Source organism: Neptuniibacter sp. QD72_48, from assembly GCF_047778065.1.
Lineage (GTDB): Bacteria > Pseudomonadota > Gammaproteobacteria > Pseudomonadales > Balneatricaceae > Neptuniibacter.
On sequence record NZ_CP180547.1, the window covers coordinates 2864272 to 2879029 of the forward strand.

Here is a 14758-nt window from a genome sequence, read left to right on the forward strand (position 1 = left end):
TAATGCCTCAAGTTACTCTGGAACAATGGCAAAGCCTCATCGCGGTGGTCGAAAATGGCAGCTACGCGAGTGCTGCTGAAGCGATGAACAAAAGCCAATCCTCCATCAGCTACGCGATTCAAAAGCTAGAGAGCACACTGAACGTGCAAGCTTTCAAGGTTGAAGGTCGCAAAGCAGTTTTAACTGCCGCAGGAAAATCCCTCTATCGCAGGGCACGGGTTTTAGTGGAAGAAGCACAACAGATGGAAAACTTAGCGAAGCAGTTTGCAGAGGGCTGGGAGCCGGATATTCGCATCGCTATGGATGCCCTATTTCCAGAATGGCTCATGCTAGATGTGATTGCTGAATTTACAGAACAGAGCCCCCTGACCCGAATCGAGTTTATCGAAACCGTGTTAAGTGGCACTGATGAAGCCTTACTTAGAAAAGAAGCTGATATAGTAATTGGATCACGCATACCTCCAGGTTTTATGGGCGACCCTATTTTAGATATCAGCTTTATAGCTGTAGCGACCCCAGAACATCCTCTTCATCAACTTAAACGCACTTTAGATCACAAAGACTTACGCCTTCATCGTCAATTAGTGATTAGGGACTCAGGTAGCAGAGATGTAGATTCAGGTTGGCTTGGTGCTGAACAGCGCCTCACCCTAAGCAACTTTACCACCTCAATCGCCGCTGCCTGCCGTGGCTTAGGTTATGCTTGGTATCCAAGCCTTAAAATCGAAAAGGAACTAGAACAAGGGCTACTCAAACCGCTCCCTCTAAATGCCGGTGCTAAGAAAAGTGTTCAGCTAAATATGATCTACGCGGAAGGAGATTATGCAGGGCCAGCAACGAAGTTATTTGGAGAGTTATTACAAAAACGCTTACAACGTTTGTAAGCGCTTATTGTCAAAGATAACCATCAAAGAGTTAGGCGATCACCACTCGATTTCGTCCCTGCTCTTTTGCTTGATATAAGGCACTATCAGCCTTCTTCATCCAGCTATCGAGCGAATCTGTAGTATGCAAAAAACTCACACCAATACTCACGGTACGCGAGACCAGCTCTCCCTGTTCTGTTTTGATATGGATACTGTTTAAACGTTGCCTTAAACGTTGAGCCGCTTCTAGCACTCGATCCTCATCTGCGCCTGTTAACAGTACGCCAAACTCTTCTCCGCCTAAGCGAAACCCCGCATCATCATGCCGACAAAATTGGCTGATAGACTTACCAACTGCTGCCAGCAACAGGTCACCTTTATCATGACCAAACTTATCATTTACTGATTTAAAGAAGTCGATATCTAACATCAGCAACGCAGGAACTGGATCACACTCATTATCCCAAGAAGTATCCATAACCTTAGGCATCATTTCAAAAAAGTAACGCCTGTTTAGAAGACCCGTTAATTGATCATGATTGGCCTTACTGCGCCAGTCATCGCGATCTTTATGAACCTGTTGGAGTAAGTCCCTGTAGTCCTGACTTAATTTAAACAAACCAATTGTCGCAAGCATCATCCCTATAGGATAAGCCGCATTTTCTATTAATTTTAACGTGCCGGCATGATCGAAAATAAATTCATCTAGTAAGTCAGCTGTATTGGCCATGGTTATGATGCCAAAACCACAGAGTAAATAGATATAGGTTCTAAATTGCAGTCCCGCATAAGCGATTGTAACAATCCAGAATTGAACAAGAACTAATAACAAAAGTTCTCCTGCTACATCCAAAAATTCTACTTCAGTGATTTTTGGAATTACCCCATCGTAAGACAATGCAACCACAGCGACCGCCGCTGGGCATAACAAGATGATACAAATTGAGATCCAAATTAAACGACTACTTTTTAGTTTAACCAACGGACACATTCTCTATCAAAATTAACAGTAATCTACACTGCTTAGCAGCACCCAACTAAAGTCTAACACCTTTCAAAAAAACGAGTATGACTGGGGTCAAAACGGCATTCAAATCACCCAGTTTCACTGTCTAGTTTTTAATCAAACCTTTTGATAGTATCTGCCAACCCTTTAGTATGACTTACCCCTATTATCCGAGAATTCCCAGCAATGATGCCGGTTATCATTTTATTTTTTTCGTTGTTATTAACCGAGAGCATCGCATCTAAGCTTATCGCGTCATTAAACTTAAATGCCGAATATTACTGGTTCGAAGCAGGGGCTAACGCATCTATTCTTGCGCTTGCTTCGCTGATCATTCTCAAATTTATCTTTGCTTATTATCGTCAGATTCAACCTTCCGAAAAAGTTAGGGAATGGCTGTTTCTTCAAGTAGGTCTCAGTGTTTTTGGGATAGAACTATCATTAGCTCTAGCGCAATCTATTATCAGTCTAGAACATTTAAACAATAGCCTACTGTTTGATTTAAAGTCTCTGGCTTTTGCACTTATTAGCTCAGTTGCGGTCTATATTTACGTGCTCTACCCCCATACAACTGCGTTAACCAATTTTTTAAACAAAATAGAGATTCGTTATACAACCTCCTATCTGTTTGGGGTTGTACTTTTATTGCTGTTTCTAATAAACGTCTATCAAACACAGTCCACAGCCCTAAAAGATAAGATCATCAAAAATGAAGCAGAACAGCTCGTTTTGATTGATAAAGCCTTAAGTTACCGAATGGCCGAAACGGTTTTAGATACTCGTACTCTCGCTTCACAACCAGACTTTGTAAGACACCTCTCTGGTAATGAAAACGCAGTAACCGAAGTTCAATTAGAGTTTAGGAATATTGTTGATATCAAACATAGTTACGATCAAATTCGCTTTATTGATGAAAAAGGTCGAGAACAAGTACGTATCAATAGAGGACAACAACAAACCGAAATTGTGCCTAAACGGGATCTACAAAATAAAGTAAACCGCTATTACGTTCCCGAAACAGGTAAGCTCGATCATGGCAAAGTTTACATTTCGCCGTTAGACCTCAATGTTGAACACGGGAAGATCGAGATCCCTCACAAACCTATTACGCGTATCGCGACCCCAGTAAAAGACCCATTACAAAACCTAATGGGATTGATCATTATTAACCTCAATGCAAGCCATCTAATCCAGCATTTAGAAGATGCTCAAGCGTTGAGCTTAGGCAAGATAATGATGCTAAATCAAGATGGTTATTGGCTCCATGGTGAATCTGAAGAGAAGCTATGGGCTTTTATGCAGAAGAATAGCTATCCCACTCTTGCTACGATTAACCCAGAACTATGGCTGCTTGTTTCAAATAACCAGATGGGCGCTTTAGAGCAGGATGAAGGCTTTTTCGTTTACCACCGAGTTTTACTCAGTCAGGATGATCGAATTCAACAGTTTGAACAAAATAGCGGTGATTGGCCCGAATGGTTACTGATCACTTTTATAGACAAACAACTTGTTGCGCAAAAGAGTTTAGAACGACTTAACTTGATGATCATCATCAGTGCTCTGTTGGCGCTGGTCACAGGCGTAGGTACCTACCTTTATACTCGCTCGCAGTTAAAACGTACTAACGCTGAAAACAAAATCAGGCACATGGCGGAGCATGACCCTCTCACCGGTTTATATAATCGCCGTCACTTTATTCAAGAATTGGAGCGATCCCTTCATCAGGCCCGTAAAGAGAAAACCTCACTGGCACTGTTCTATCTCGATCTAGATAACTTCAAACCGATCAATGATGACTTAGGCCATGAAGCTGGCGATGAGGCATTGATGCTTGTGAGTCACCGTCTTAGTCAAATGCTACGCCAAAATGACACCTTAGCAAGAATTGGCGGGGATGAATTTGTGTTGATGATCCATAACCCAAAAAACCAGAATCAACTGGAAGAGATCGCCAACCGAATTATCGATAACCTAAAACACCCATTATCCTTAAAAGGCACACAATGCCAACTAGGTGTGAGTATTGGTATTGCGGTATCCCGCCACAACAATGAAAGCCGTGATGAGCTATTAAAAGCGGCTGATATGTTAATGCTCGAAGCGAAAGCTAAAGGTAAATCCTGCTTTTGCATTGGAGAGCTAGATAACCTCTCAACCCCTCATTAGGCTAAGAGCCGGTTCGGTATTTTTTGATAATCACCGGTCCATTCAAGCACTTTAGAAACTGACATCAGTTTTGAAATTATCCCCTTGTTACCATTGCGAACCAAACTATAGCAACACATTTCGACTGTAGACCTACTCAACTTTTTCGTTCAAATCGATTAATTCTTAGTTTATTGATTTGAATCGGGTTTGTAATTTCCCTCTGTGTTTCAATATTGTGCAAACACTCAATAATTAGCTTTCTGTAAACGCTGTAGTCGGAGCTAACACATGATTCAGTCCCATTTAAATCAGGACACCCAAGAATTAACCATCTCAATAGGTGAACGGTTTGATTACTCAATTCACAAAGCTTTTAGAGATGCATACAGAGATATCAAAACACCTAGAACCAATATTGCAATCAATTTGTCATCTACTAAATACATTGATAGCTCTGCTTTGGGTATGCTCCTAATCGCCAAGGAGCATGCGGAAAATATTAATGGTGTAGTGACCCTAGTTCGCCCTTCAGAAACGGCACTTCGAATTTTGAAACTGGCAAACTTCGATCAGTTATTCAAAGTTGTCTAAACAAATTTTATAGACCAATGTTTACCCACCCAAAAAAATCGAACACACAATATGGATGTGTGAACGATTTTCTATAGGTTCCTTAAAATATCCTTTCTAGTGTTTTAAGCCTTGCTTTCGCCACAGATAATAAACGGCCGGTAACAGAATCAGCGTTAACACTAAAGCACTCGCCATACCGCCAACCATCGGTGCCGCGATTCTTTGCATGATTTCAGCGCCAGTTCCATCTCCGTACATAATCGGTAACAAGCCTGCGATCACCGTGGCAACTGTCATCAGAATTGGTCTGACTCGCTTACCAGCGCCCTCAGTTATGGAGTCCTGCAAAGCTTGAAGGGTAAGGCCTTCTGGCATCTCTCGACACTTTTCTTCGTAGGCCTGATTGAGATAGACCAGTAATATGACACCTATCTCGACCGCTACACCCGCCAAAGCGATAAAGCCTACGCCAACGGCAACAGAGAAATTGAACTGGTTTAGATAAAGCATCCAAATCCCGCCTATCAGCGCTAATGGTAGTGTCCCTAAAATCATTGCTACTTCTGCAAATCGGCGAAAGCTAAGATAGAGAAGAACCACAATGATGGCTAAGGTCAGAGGGATTACATAAGTCAGACGCTCTTTCGCACGGAGTAGATATTCATACTGCCCCGACCAGTTAATCGAATAACCAGCTGGCAACTGGACTTGCTCAGCCACGATCTTTTGCGCATCAGCGACATAAGAACCTAAGTCTCGTCCCTCAATATCGACATAGGTCCAGCCATTAGGCCGAGCATTTTCACTTTTAATCCCTGGAGGCCCAGCCTCTATCCAAATATCAGCAACATCCGCCAAAGCGATACGCGCGCCTGTCGGTGTGACCAGTGGTAACAAACGCAGTTGTTCTACCGAATCGCGGTAAGCTTGTGGATAACGCACATTGATCGGATAGCGTTCTAAACCTTCGACGGTCTCGCCAACATTTCTGCCCCCAATAGCACTAGTAATCACTAACTGAATATCGGCAATATTAAGACCATATCGCGCTGCTTTTTGACGTTGGATATCGACCTTAACGTAACGCCCACCCGCAACACGCTCGGAATAAACAGATGAGGTGCCCTCAACATCCTCCAGCACCTGTTCTAGTTGCTTACCTATATCTTCAATTACTTTAAGGTCAGGCCCGGCAACCTTTAAACCGACTGGAGTTTTAATCCCTGTCGCTAGCATATCGATACGGGTTTTAATCGGCATCACCCAAGCATTGGTCAGTCCCGGCAATTTGACGATCTTATCCAACTCTTTGGTAAGCTTTTCGGTGGTCATCCCCTCACGCCACTGATCTCGTGGTTTCAACGTGATAAAGGTTTCAATCATGGTCAGCGGCGCGGGGTCTGTCGCGGTTTCTGCACGTCCAATTTTACCAAATACACGCTCAACTTCAGGCACCGTACGAATCAACTTATCCGTTTGCTGCAGTAGCTCTCGCGCCTTACCAATTGAGATACCGGGGTAAGTTGTTGGCATATACATCAGATCGCCTTCATCCAGAGGCGGTATAAATTCGCTACCTATTTTATTCACAGGCCAAAAGCCAATCACCGTAACCGTTAACGCAACAACAACGGTGAACTTAGGCCAATTTAGAACTAAACGAATCACCGGCACGTAGATCGCTTGGAGAATACGATTAACCGGGTTCTTACTTTCTGGAAGCACGTTACCGCGGATACAGTACCCCATCAGAACCGGTACTAAGGTAATTGCAAATCCCGCTGCTGCGGCCATTGCATAAGTTTTGGTATAAGCCAAAGGCGAAAACATTCGCCCCTCTTGTGCTTCCAAAGCAAACACAGGGATAAAGCTCATAGTAATAATCAACAGACTGAAAAAGAGTGCTGGTCCAACCTCAGCAGACGCCTCCGCGATAACCTGCCAGCGGTTTTCATCTGTTAACGGTCGACGCTCAATGTGTTTATGCACATTCTCGATGAGCACAATGGCACCATCTACCATGGCCCCGATTGCTATGGCGATCCCACCCAAAGACATGATGTTGGCATTGATCCCTTGGTAATACATGACGATAAACGCCGCCAAAATCCCAATAGGTAGACTGATAATAACCACCAACGAGGAGCGGAAATGGAACAGAAACAGTGCACAGACAATGATAACTACGACAAACTCTTCTACGAGTTTTTCAAATAAGTTATCCACTGCTCGATCTATCAAACCTGAGCGGTCGTACACTGTGACGACCTCTACACCTTCAGGTAGGCTACGTTTGAGCTCTTCTAACTTAGCTTTGACTCCCTCAATCGTTGCCTGCGCGTTTTCGCCGAAGCGCATCACAACCACACCACCAACAACTTCGCCTTCACCATCAAGTTCAGCAATACCGCGGCGCATCTGAGGCCCGATTGTCACATCAGCGAGGTCTTGCAGTAATAGCGGCGTGCCTTGAGGGGTAGCACCCAGTGGAATATTTTTAATTGCTTCCAAGCCATCTAAATAGCCACTCGCTCTGACCATATATTCGGCTTCGGCCATCTCAATGACCGAGGCACCGCTCTCTTGGTTTGCGCGTTTAATCGCCAGATTGATATGCGATAGCGGTACATCGAAAGCGCGTAGTTTTTCCGGATCTACTTTGACTTGATATTGCTTGACCATGCCACCGATGGGAGCGACTTCTGAGACCCCCGATACCGTCTGCAACTCATACTTTAAAAACCAATCCTGAATACTGCGCAGCTGGGCTAAATCATGCTGTCCCGTGCGATCGACCAATGCATAGAGGTAGACCCAGCCCACCCCTGTAGCATCAGGTCCAAGCTGCGGTTTGGCACTATCAGGTAAAGAGGAGCTAACTTGGCTGAGATACTCTAATACTCGGCTACGCGCCCAATAGAGATCGGTGCCTTCGTCAAAAATCACATAAACGTATGAATCCCCAAAGAAAGAGAAGCCACGAACTGTTTTTGCGCCGGGTACCGACAACATCGCCGTCGTCAGTGGATAAGTGACCTGATCCTCCACCACTTGTGGTGCTTGGCCGGGATAACTAGTTTTAATAATTACCTGAACATCGGAGAGGTCTGGAATTGCATCGATCGGTGTATTTTTGACTGCATAAGCCCCCCAACCAATTAAAATCACCGTCGTCAGCAGAACAAAAAAACGATTGTGTATCGACCAATAAATTATCCCTTTGATCATAGTTTACCCCCAGGGATACTTTCTGGGGCTTTAGGACGCGGCAATATAAAATCCGTTAGCTGCAAGTCGCTCATATTGGCACCGCGTAAACGGATTTGTACCGAGCCAGCATTACGTAAAGCCTCTAAATCTAAGGATTCATCAGCTTTAACCTGCATCAACATAGCATCCTGTTTCCACTCTCGAATCGCTTCATGTCTAATCGTTAAGAGGCGTAATTCAAGATCGATCTCTTCAACTGTTGCGCCAACCCACACTTCATCAATCAGCCCCATGGCCGGTGGTGTCAGGCGTAAGAAATCAGAACTGATACTGGACTCGGAATCGAGCATAAACTGAGCCGATGTAACGACTCTATCTTCTGGGAATAAGCCCTGAAGAATTGCAGTTCGTCCAGTCATACTTGGACCGGTTTTAACTTCAACCGATTTATATTTACCCTCTCCTAAAGCCAGAACAATACGATCTTGATCGCCGGTTTTGATGACGGCTGTATCTGACACATTCAGCATAGGTTTGGTCGGTGCCGACTGGATAGAAATTTGAGCAAACATATCCGGTTTAAGCAGCAGGTCAGGGTTATCGAAACGTAAGCGGACATTCAACGTTCGCGTTTTTTGATTAACCGTCGGGTAAACATAATCGACCTGCCCACGCCAGATTTCCCCTGGCATAAACGCTAAGGTCATTTCGGCCACATCGCCCTTCTGTACTGCGCTGCCTTGGCGTTCAAATAGTTCTGCGGTCACCCAAACTTGATCTAAAGGCGCGATCGTCAATAAACGGCTATTAGGCTTAATATAAGTACCTTTACGCAACGAGATCTGGTCGATATAACCTGATACAGGCGCATAAACAGGTAATTTTTGTAGAGGCTGACGCTGTTTATTTAAGGTTGATAACACTGTTTTCGAGACGCCCAGCGCGACCAATTTACTTTCACTGGCTTTACGTAAAAAGCGATTACCACTGCGTAGAGCTGCTAAATACTCTTCCTGAGCATTCACCAATTCAGGGGAATACACCTCGTACAGTAGCGATCCCTTTTCAACATATTCACCTTTGACGCTGACCTTAACCTGCTCAACCCAACCAGCAATACGTGAATGGATATCGGTCACTCTCTCCTGATCAACCCCGACATAACCCACGGTTTTTAACTGCGCTTGCAACGGACTAAACAAAACCGCTTCCGTGCGTACAGAAAGATTGTTTTCAACCTCTGGGGAGATTGAAATTGTCCCCGGTGAATCACCACCCGCTAGATCCTCTTCATAAACAGGTACTAAATCCATCCCCATAGGAGAGAGACCTGGCTTATCGCGTTTATAGTTTGGATCCATCGGTGCAACCCAATATAGAGGCTGATCATTTGCGGGGGCTGAGGAATCAGCGCTATCGCTTTTTTGCTGCGACAGAAAGTAGCCGGCCGAAGTCCCAACTAACAAAGCTCCGAGTGTTAAAACAGCCTTATTCATTGTTCATACCTCCTTGAGCTGGATGAGCGTTGTTAATCACCGTTGGGTCTTCTCCTGCAAAGTAAAAATTAATCTTTGCTGTCGCCATTGCTACCTGATGTTCAAGGAGAATCTGTTGCTGTTGAGCTTCGAGCTCTTCCATAGCTGCGATAGATACAGCTTTAAAACCAGACTCCGCTGATGCGTAAGCACGCAAGGCCGATTTTCGTTTGGCTGCTAACTGCTTTAAGTAGGCTTGGTTGTAGATGGCTAAGCGCTGTTCATAGCCTTGTAGATTAGCCTTAGCGATGACTAATTCGGCTCTTAACTCACGCGCTTTAAGTAGGTAAATCGCTTTACTGGCTTCCCGCAGCTGTACTGCAGCACGGCGATGTTGATCTTGACGCTTTTCAGGGAACAGCGGCAGATCCATGGTCACAGCGACACTAAACAGATCCGCTCGATCACGACCATTTTCATGATCAGCGCGATAACCATAATTTGCATCGAGTTTGAATGCAGGTTTATAAGCCTGATCCGCTAGATCAACCGCTTTATCCTCAATCACAATGTTCTGTTTCAGAATCTGAATCTGAGGATGTTTTAAGATCGATCGATCTTGCTCTGTCTGTGTAATCTTGCCTGAAAAAAGTAAATCTAGATCAAAACCGGTAGCGATAGATTGATCAAAAGATTCAACCGTTAACCACTGCTGTAAGGCTCCTTTTTGAACCTGAATCATCTGTTCTAACTGCAGCATGCGGTCTTTCAGTTGCGTAAGTTTTACTTCAGCATCCAACACCTCATGACGTAAGGCTTTACCCGAGCGGTAATTAGCCCGACTCACTGCTACCAGTTCATTAAAAATATGCTGTTTAGCTTTGAAATGGGCCAACTGCGCTTTTGATTGATGCAGTTTTAGCCATGCCTGAGAGACATTAAGTTTCACACTAGCTGCACGGAGTTGGCGTTGTAGCAGACTTTTCGCCGCTTTTTGCTGCCACTGCTGTTGTGACAACTCCAAGCTTTGGCCTCGAGGAAATTGTTGTGAGACACCTAGCTGTAGCTGGGTCATGTTCTCTTGTTGAAAATCAAAACTATCTGTTGGCAAATTTGCCAACCCAAGCCTTAATCTTGGATCAGGCAATTGAGCGCTCGCAATCGCTTTAGCATGCAGCGCCTGCTCCTGATAGATACTGCTTTGATTCCAATGATCAGAACTAAGAGCATTCTGAATAGTAGAATCCAAACTCAATTCTGCTTGAGAAATGCTGCTGAAAGTCAGCAGACTAATCATAAATAATGGGGATAAACGCATAGATCCTGTCCCGTTGATACATCAAAACACCACCAAAATAGGCGGTAACCGATATAAAAAGGGTCAGGTAATTAATTTAAGAACACAGCCTGTTGCAGGTGTAGCCTCGGTACACCGGAAAAACGACATCGTTCTCTTACAAAGGAATAGCCGTAAGAAAGCTTATGTGCCGTTGCTAGCAGAAAACTGAACAACAGAACAACACCTGATAACAGGTATTGCAAGAAGAAGGTCATATCAGGAATTGCATCCGCTACAGGATCAACAACTGGATTGATGCTCCAGTCACAACTTTGGGGCTGACCATCACAATGAGCTAAGGATGCATTATCGACAGGCTGATCCGACGACATACCCATGTGCATACTGTGATCGGCTTGATCTGCGCCCGACACAGCAGAACTCATTGATACGCTTCCAGATGACGAACTATCTACTGAGCTGCCAAATAGATTGGTACAAACGCCAACGGAGCAATACAATACAAAAAATAGCAGGCTAATAGCCGCTATCACTTTGCTCTGTTTGCTCATGGGGTAAGCTGTTTGCATTGAATTATCCAGTCTCAATTTGGAGCCACTCTAACGTAAAAACGAGGGTCATTCTATAGAGGTCTTTATACCAATAAAGTTCCAAGCCAAGGTCTTAACTTTCAACCGAGTCTTTTAAATAAGAGCCACAAAGACTATTTGGAGGCTGCGGCCTCTCAATATAGAACCCTTGAAAAACATGGCAGCCAACTTTATTTGCCATGATTAACTGTTCTTTTGTTTCCACGCCTTCCGCAATAACGCGGAGGTTATAAGCTTTAGCTATATTGATCACAGCTTCGACAATACATTGACTTTTGCTGTTTACTCCCAGCTCCTGCACAAAGGATCGATCGATCTTCACTATATCAATTGGTAGATCTTTTAGATAACTCAATGATGAGTACCCTGTACCAAAATCATCTAGGGCTATCTTGATACCTAAATCTCTAATTTTTTGTAAGCGGCTAACGGCAAACTCAATATTCTCTACAGCTACCGTTTCCGTAATCTCTAAACAGATATTTTTAACATCTGCGCCAGCCTGTGTAATTGCCTCTTTTAATGCAGGAATCATATCTGCCTGATAGAACTGTAGTGGACTGATATTGATCGATAAGTACCAACCTTCTCGCCAAAAACCGCTTTTCTTCCACTCCACAATCTGTCTTGAGCATTCACCTATCAGCCAATTACTCACCGGAACGATCATGCCACTGACTTCCAAACTAGGAATAAACTCTATCGGTGGAACTAAGCCACGTTCGGGGTGCTGCCAACGAATCAATGCCTCGAAGCCAAATACCTCACCGCTTACATCAACCAAAGGCTGGTAATGAACACAAAACTCTTCTCGTTCTAGTGCCGAATGTAATTGGCTCTCCATATTCTGCTGTTTTTCAACAGCCGCGGTCATATTATGGTGATAAAACGCGTATCCATTACGGCCACTCTCCTTTGCATGATACATAGCAGTATCAGCAAAACGCATTAGGTCATCAATACCCTTATCAGCAAGCGGATAAAGCACAATACCTATACTCGCACCGATACGCAGCTGATGCTGTTTAACCTCTATAGGTTCCGCCAAAAGTTCTAACAGCTTTTCACATACATGTTCGATATCTTGTGTGACTTCAGCTTCATTGCCATCAAAGGACTGCAGAAGGATAACAAATTCATCTCCGCCTAATCGCGCTACCGTATCACTGGCTCGTACTTGTTTAGTCAAAATATCCGCTACCTTTTTCAGTAACTGATCCCCGACACTGTGCCCTAAAGAGTCATTAATCGTTTTAAAGTGATCCAAATCGATAAATAACAAACCATTACATTTACCATTACGCTGACTATTCGCTAAAGAGAGCTCTAAACGGTCATTGAGCAGAGTACGATTAGGAAGCCCTGTCAGACTGTCATGGTTTGCCATATGGCTTATATGGTCCTGAACCATCTTCTGTTCAGAAATATCTGTCGCGGCAAATAACACTACCGGTTCAGAAAAATACTCAAATGGCGCAGCCTGCACGGTATAGTGCATAGTTTTCCCGCTTTTATGAGTCCAAGTAAAGTCACTAATTTCCGCTTCGGTTTGGTGTACCTCAACACAGCGACGAATGGACTCAAGTTCAGCTACCTCTTCAATATAGGGATGGAGAGTGAGCAAAGCATTACCAGATATTTCCGCCACTGGCCGTTGGTAAAACTCAGCAAACTGACGATTCGCAAATAAAATATCGCCATCTTTATTAATTGCCATGATCAACTGCGGGACCTGATTGATCAATTGAGTTAAACGGTCTTCACTTTTAGACAACGCCTCATGACTCTCTCTTAATTCATTTAATAAATTGTGAACAGTAGAGATAAATTCATTGCCCGCATGATTTAGTAGACCTAACTCGGTCTCTTTATGTACATCAGATACCTGTAGTTTGACCCCTTTACTATCATTTAGGTCAACACTTGCAAACTGACGCGCCAACCTGGCTAAAGGTTTAGTTAAGACAACATGAAAAATCGCAATGAGGCAGATTGCTAGCAGCACATTACGTACTAAACCAGCAACAAAGATCGTTAATGCACGCTCAAAAAATGGCTGAAATGCTTGATCTTTATTGACAATTACCTGAAGTTTTCCTGGTGCTATATCAACAAAGCCAGGCGCCTGAAGGTCTAGAGTATAGGTTTTATGAGCGCTGGAGATTTTTTCGGTTAGCCAAAGCGTAGAAGACTTCTTTACTGGGTCAGGTACTACTTGTGAAGCAAGGACCTCCCCTAATTCATCCGAAATTTTCACCTCAGCAATAAACGAATATTGCATCAAACCAAAGACAACTTCTTTAGCGAGTGTATGGTCTAAAGTGTGTACTGCACGGGTCGCTGGTGGCTTACTAGCATTAAGGATTTTATTAATGGTTTTATCAAACTGACTATCTTGCTCGTGAAAATCTTCCAAAACTTGGGCAGAAGTCAAAACTAGGCCAATGACAAACGCCATAACGACTGAATATTTGGCTAGCCTGAAAGCTAATCGCTGTTTAACTTTGAACACTTCTGACATCCAGATTCCACTGTCTTAATATATACCAGTGATCAAACTCCCTAATTAAGCCCGCAGCAGCTTAAGAGCCCTCACTTCAGCATAGATTAGATATACTTCTTTAACGCCTTTATTTTGTTTTTTGACGCATTTCTAAGCAAGACTGTATAAGGCTCGGATCACGCTCAAACATCCATGGATGCGTAAGGCTTAGGAACAGACTTCAAATTTCAATATTATGCTTTAGTAACTTCCTAGTTAATGCTTCATCTAACTGTAATAAATCTTCATCCTGGATTTCAATACAGGCACAATTATTTGCTTTAAGAAGCTCTTTTTTACGCATCTTAGCAGATAGCTCTCTCGCTGTTACCTGATCCCCCCAATATTCAATATAAAGATGATATTGAGGTAGATAAAAATCAGCAAAAATCCTTTCAGTTAACGGGAGACGTCGCTTATAAGCATGTGCTAATCCAGATAAATATAACCAATTATCAATTAGGCGTTCTGCTTCATTCGCTACTAGATGACCATCGCAACAGATCAGTTCTTGGCTATTTAAACCAACTTTAACTTCTTCTATCCATTCAATTAATACCTCATGATCCAATACAGCATCAGACCATAAGACATAAGGAACTCCTGTGGACGCATTTTCCCGTTGATAAGCACCATTTTTCTCACCTAAAGAGGTCACTTGCCAACCTTTTTTATTTGCACGAATCCAAGCCATTTCATGAAGAACTTGCTCCATGACAGAACGGCTCAGTGAAAAATGCCTACTTAATTGAGTTACACTCAGTAAACCTGCATCAGGACTAGATAAGGCTTTATGCTCCGTAACCTCTCTTGGCCAAATAATATATCGACCAAATTTCTGACTTTCTCGGTACTTACCACCTTCAAACTCACCCTTGGCCGTTAGCTTCCACGCATCCTCGTGACGCTCAATCCATCCTAAGGTTTCTAACTCAGCAAACATCTGCTTCGTTGTTTTCTTGAGTGCCTTAGCTAAAGCTGAAGTCGATAAAGTTTCAGGTATTTCAGACATTCTGTTATCCGGACCGAAATTAAGCAGCTAACATGA

The 14758-nt window shown here is 43.5% G+C and carries 10 protein-coding genes; 3 read left to right on the forward strand and 7 right to left on the reverse strand.

Annotated elements, in window-relative coordinates; all coding sequences use genetic code 11:
• The first annotated feature begins 2 nt into the window (after positions 1-2).
• Entirely contained in the window at positions 3-884 is an 882-nt protein-coding gene (locus tag ACMXYX_RS12995; protein WP_415896767.1) for a LysR family transcriptional regulator, read from the forward strand.
• A gap of 31 nt (positions 885-915) precedes the next feature.
• Here the strand turns inward: ACMXYX_RS12995 and ACMXYX_RS13000 are convergent, their stop codons facing one another.
• Positions 916-1848 carry a GGDEF domain-containing protein gene (locus ACMXYX_RS13000; protein ID WP_415896768.1) on the reverse strand — a complete coding sequence of 311 codons (933 nt, stop codon included), beginning with the start codon at positions 1846-1848 and terminating at the stop codon, positions 916-918.
• A 210-nt stretch (positions 1849-2058) separates the two neighbouring features.
• Between ACMXYX_RS13000 and ACMXYX_RS13005 the strand changes: the two genes are divergently transcribed.
• Positions 2059-4038: a diguanylate cyclase domain-containing protein gene (locus tag ACMXYX_RS13005; protein ID WP_415896769.1), complete on the forward strand. Its 1980-nt coding sequence runs from the start codon at positions 2059-2061 to the stop codon at positions 4036-4038.
• A gap of 270 nt (positions 4039-4308) precedes the next feature.
• Positions 4309-4611 carry an STAS domain-containing protein gene (locus ACMXYX_RS13010; RefSeq protein WP_415882055.1) on the forward strand — a complete coding sequence of 101 codons (303 nt, stop codon included), beginning with the start codon at positions 4309-4311 and terminating at the stop codon, positions 4609-4611.
• 96 nt (positions 4612-4707) lie between these two features.
• Here the strand turns inward: ACMXYX_RS13010 and ACMXYX_RS13015 are convergent, their stop codons facing one another.
• From ACMXYX_RS13015 to ACMXYX_RS13040, 6 genes are all read right to left on the reverse strand, one after another.
• The gene (locus ACMXYX_RS13015; protein ID WP_415896770.1) at positions 4708-7821 is read right to left on the reverse strand and encodes an efflux RND transporter permease subunit; all 3114 of its coding nucleotides are present in this window, start codon (positions 7819-7821) and stop codon (positions 4708-4710) included.
• Complete coding sequence (locus ACMXYX_RS13020; protein WP_415896771.1) at positions 7818-9299, reverse strand: efflux RND transporter periplasmic adaptor subunit; 1482 nt, start codon at positions 9297-9299, stop codon at positions 7818-7820. The genes ACMXYX_RS13015 and ACMXYX_RS13020 overlap by 4 nt, the downstream gene beginning before the upstream one ends.
• Positions 9292-10596, reverse strand: a complete 1305-nt coding sequence (locus tag ACMXYX_RS13025; protein ID WP_415906082.1) for a TolC family protein — start codon at positions 10594-10596, stop codon at positions 9292-9294. Before ACMXYX_RS13025 ends, ACMXYX_RS13020 begins: the two co-directional genes overlap by 8 nt.
• A gap of 71 nt (positions 10597-10667) precedes the next feature.
• Positions 10668-11003, reverse strand: a complete 336-nt coding sequence (locus ACMXYX_RS13030) for a hypothetical protein (RefSeq protein ID WP_415896773.1) — start codon at positions 11001-11003, stop codon at positions 10668-10670.
• Between the two features lie 238 nt (positions 11004-11241).
• Positions 11242-13689, reverse strand: a complete 2448-nt coding sequence (locus ACMXYX_RS13035; RefSeq protein WP_415896774.1) for a putative bifunctional diguanylate cyclase/phosphodiesterase — start codon at positions 13687-13689, stop codon at positions 11242-11244.
• 202 nt (positions 13690-13891) lie between these two features.
• Positions 13892-14722, reverse strand: a complete 831-nt coding sequence (locus ACMXYX_RS13040) for a hypothetical protein (protein WP_415896775.1) — start codon at positions 14720-14722, stop codon at positions 13892-13894.
• Between the last annotated feature and the right edge of the window lie 36 nt (positions 14723-14758).

Bases quoted from the DNA above. Each gene is read 5' to 3' on its own strand.
- ACMXYX_RS13040 (WP_415896775.1), bottom strand. From the start codon at position 14,722: ATGTCTGAAATACCTGAAACTTTATCGACTTCAGCTTTAGCTAAGGCA.
- ACMXYX_RS13010 (WP_415882055.1), top strand. From the start codon at position 4,309: ATGATTCAGTCCCATTTAAATCAGGACACCCAAGAATTAACCATCTCA.
- ACMXYX_RS13025 (WP_415906082.1), bottom strand. From the start codon at position 10,596: ATGCGTTTATCCCCATTATTTATGATTAGTCTGCTGACTTTCAGCAGC.
- ACMXYX_RS13015 (WP_415896770.1), bottom strand. From the start codon at position 7,821: ATGATCAAAGGGATAATTTATTGGTCGATACACAATCGTTTTTTTGTT.
- ACMXYX_RS13005 (WP_415896769.1), top strand. From the start codon at position 2,059: ATGATGCCGGTTATCATTTTATTTTTTTCGTTGTTATTAACCGAGAGC.
- ACMXYX_RS13035 (WP_415896774.1), bottom strand. From the start codon at position 13,689: ATGTCAGAAGTGTTCAAAGTTAAACAGCGATTAGCTTTCAGGCTAGCC.
- ACMXYX_RS13020 (WP_415896771.1), bottom strand. From the start codon at position 9,299: ATGAATAAGGCTGTTTTAACACTCGGAGCTTTGTTAGTTGGGACTTCG.
- ACMXYX_RS13030 (WP_415896773.1), bottom strand. From the start codon at position 11,003: ATGAGTTCTGCTGTGTCGGGCGCAGATCAAGCCGATCACAGTATGCAC.
- ACMXYX_RS12995 (WP_415896767.1), top strand. From the start codon at position 3: ATGCCTCAAGTTACTCTGGAACAATGGCAAAGCCTCATCGCGGTGGTC.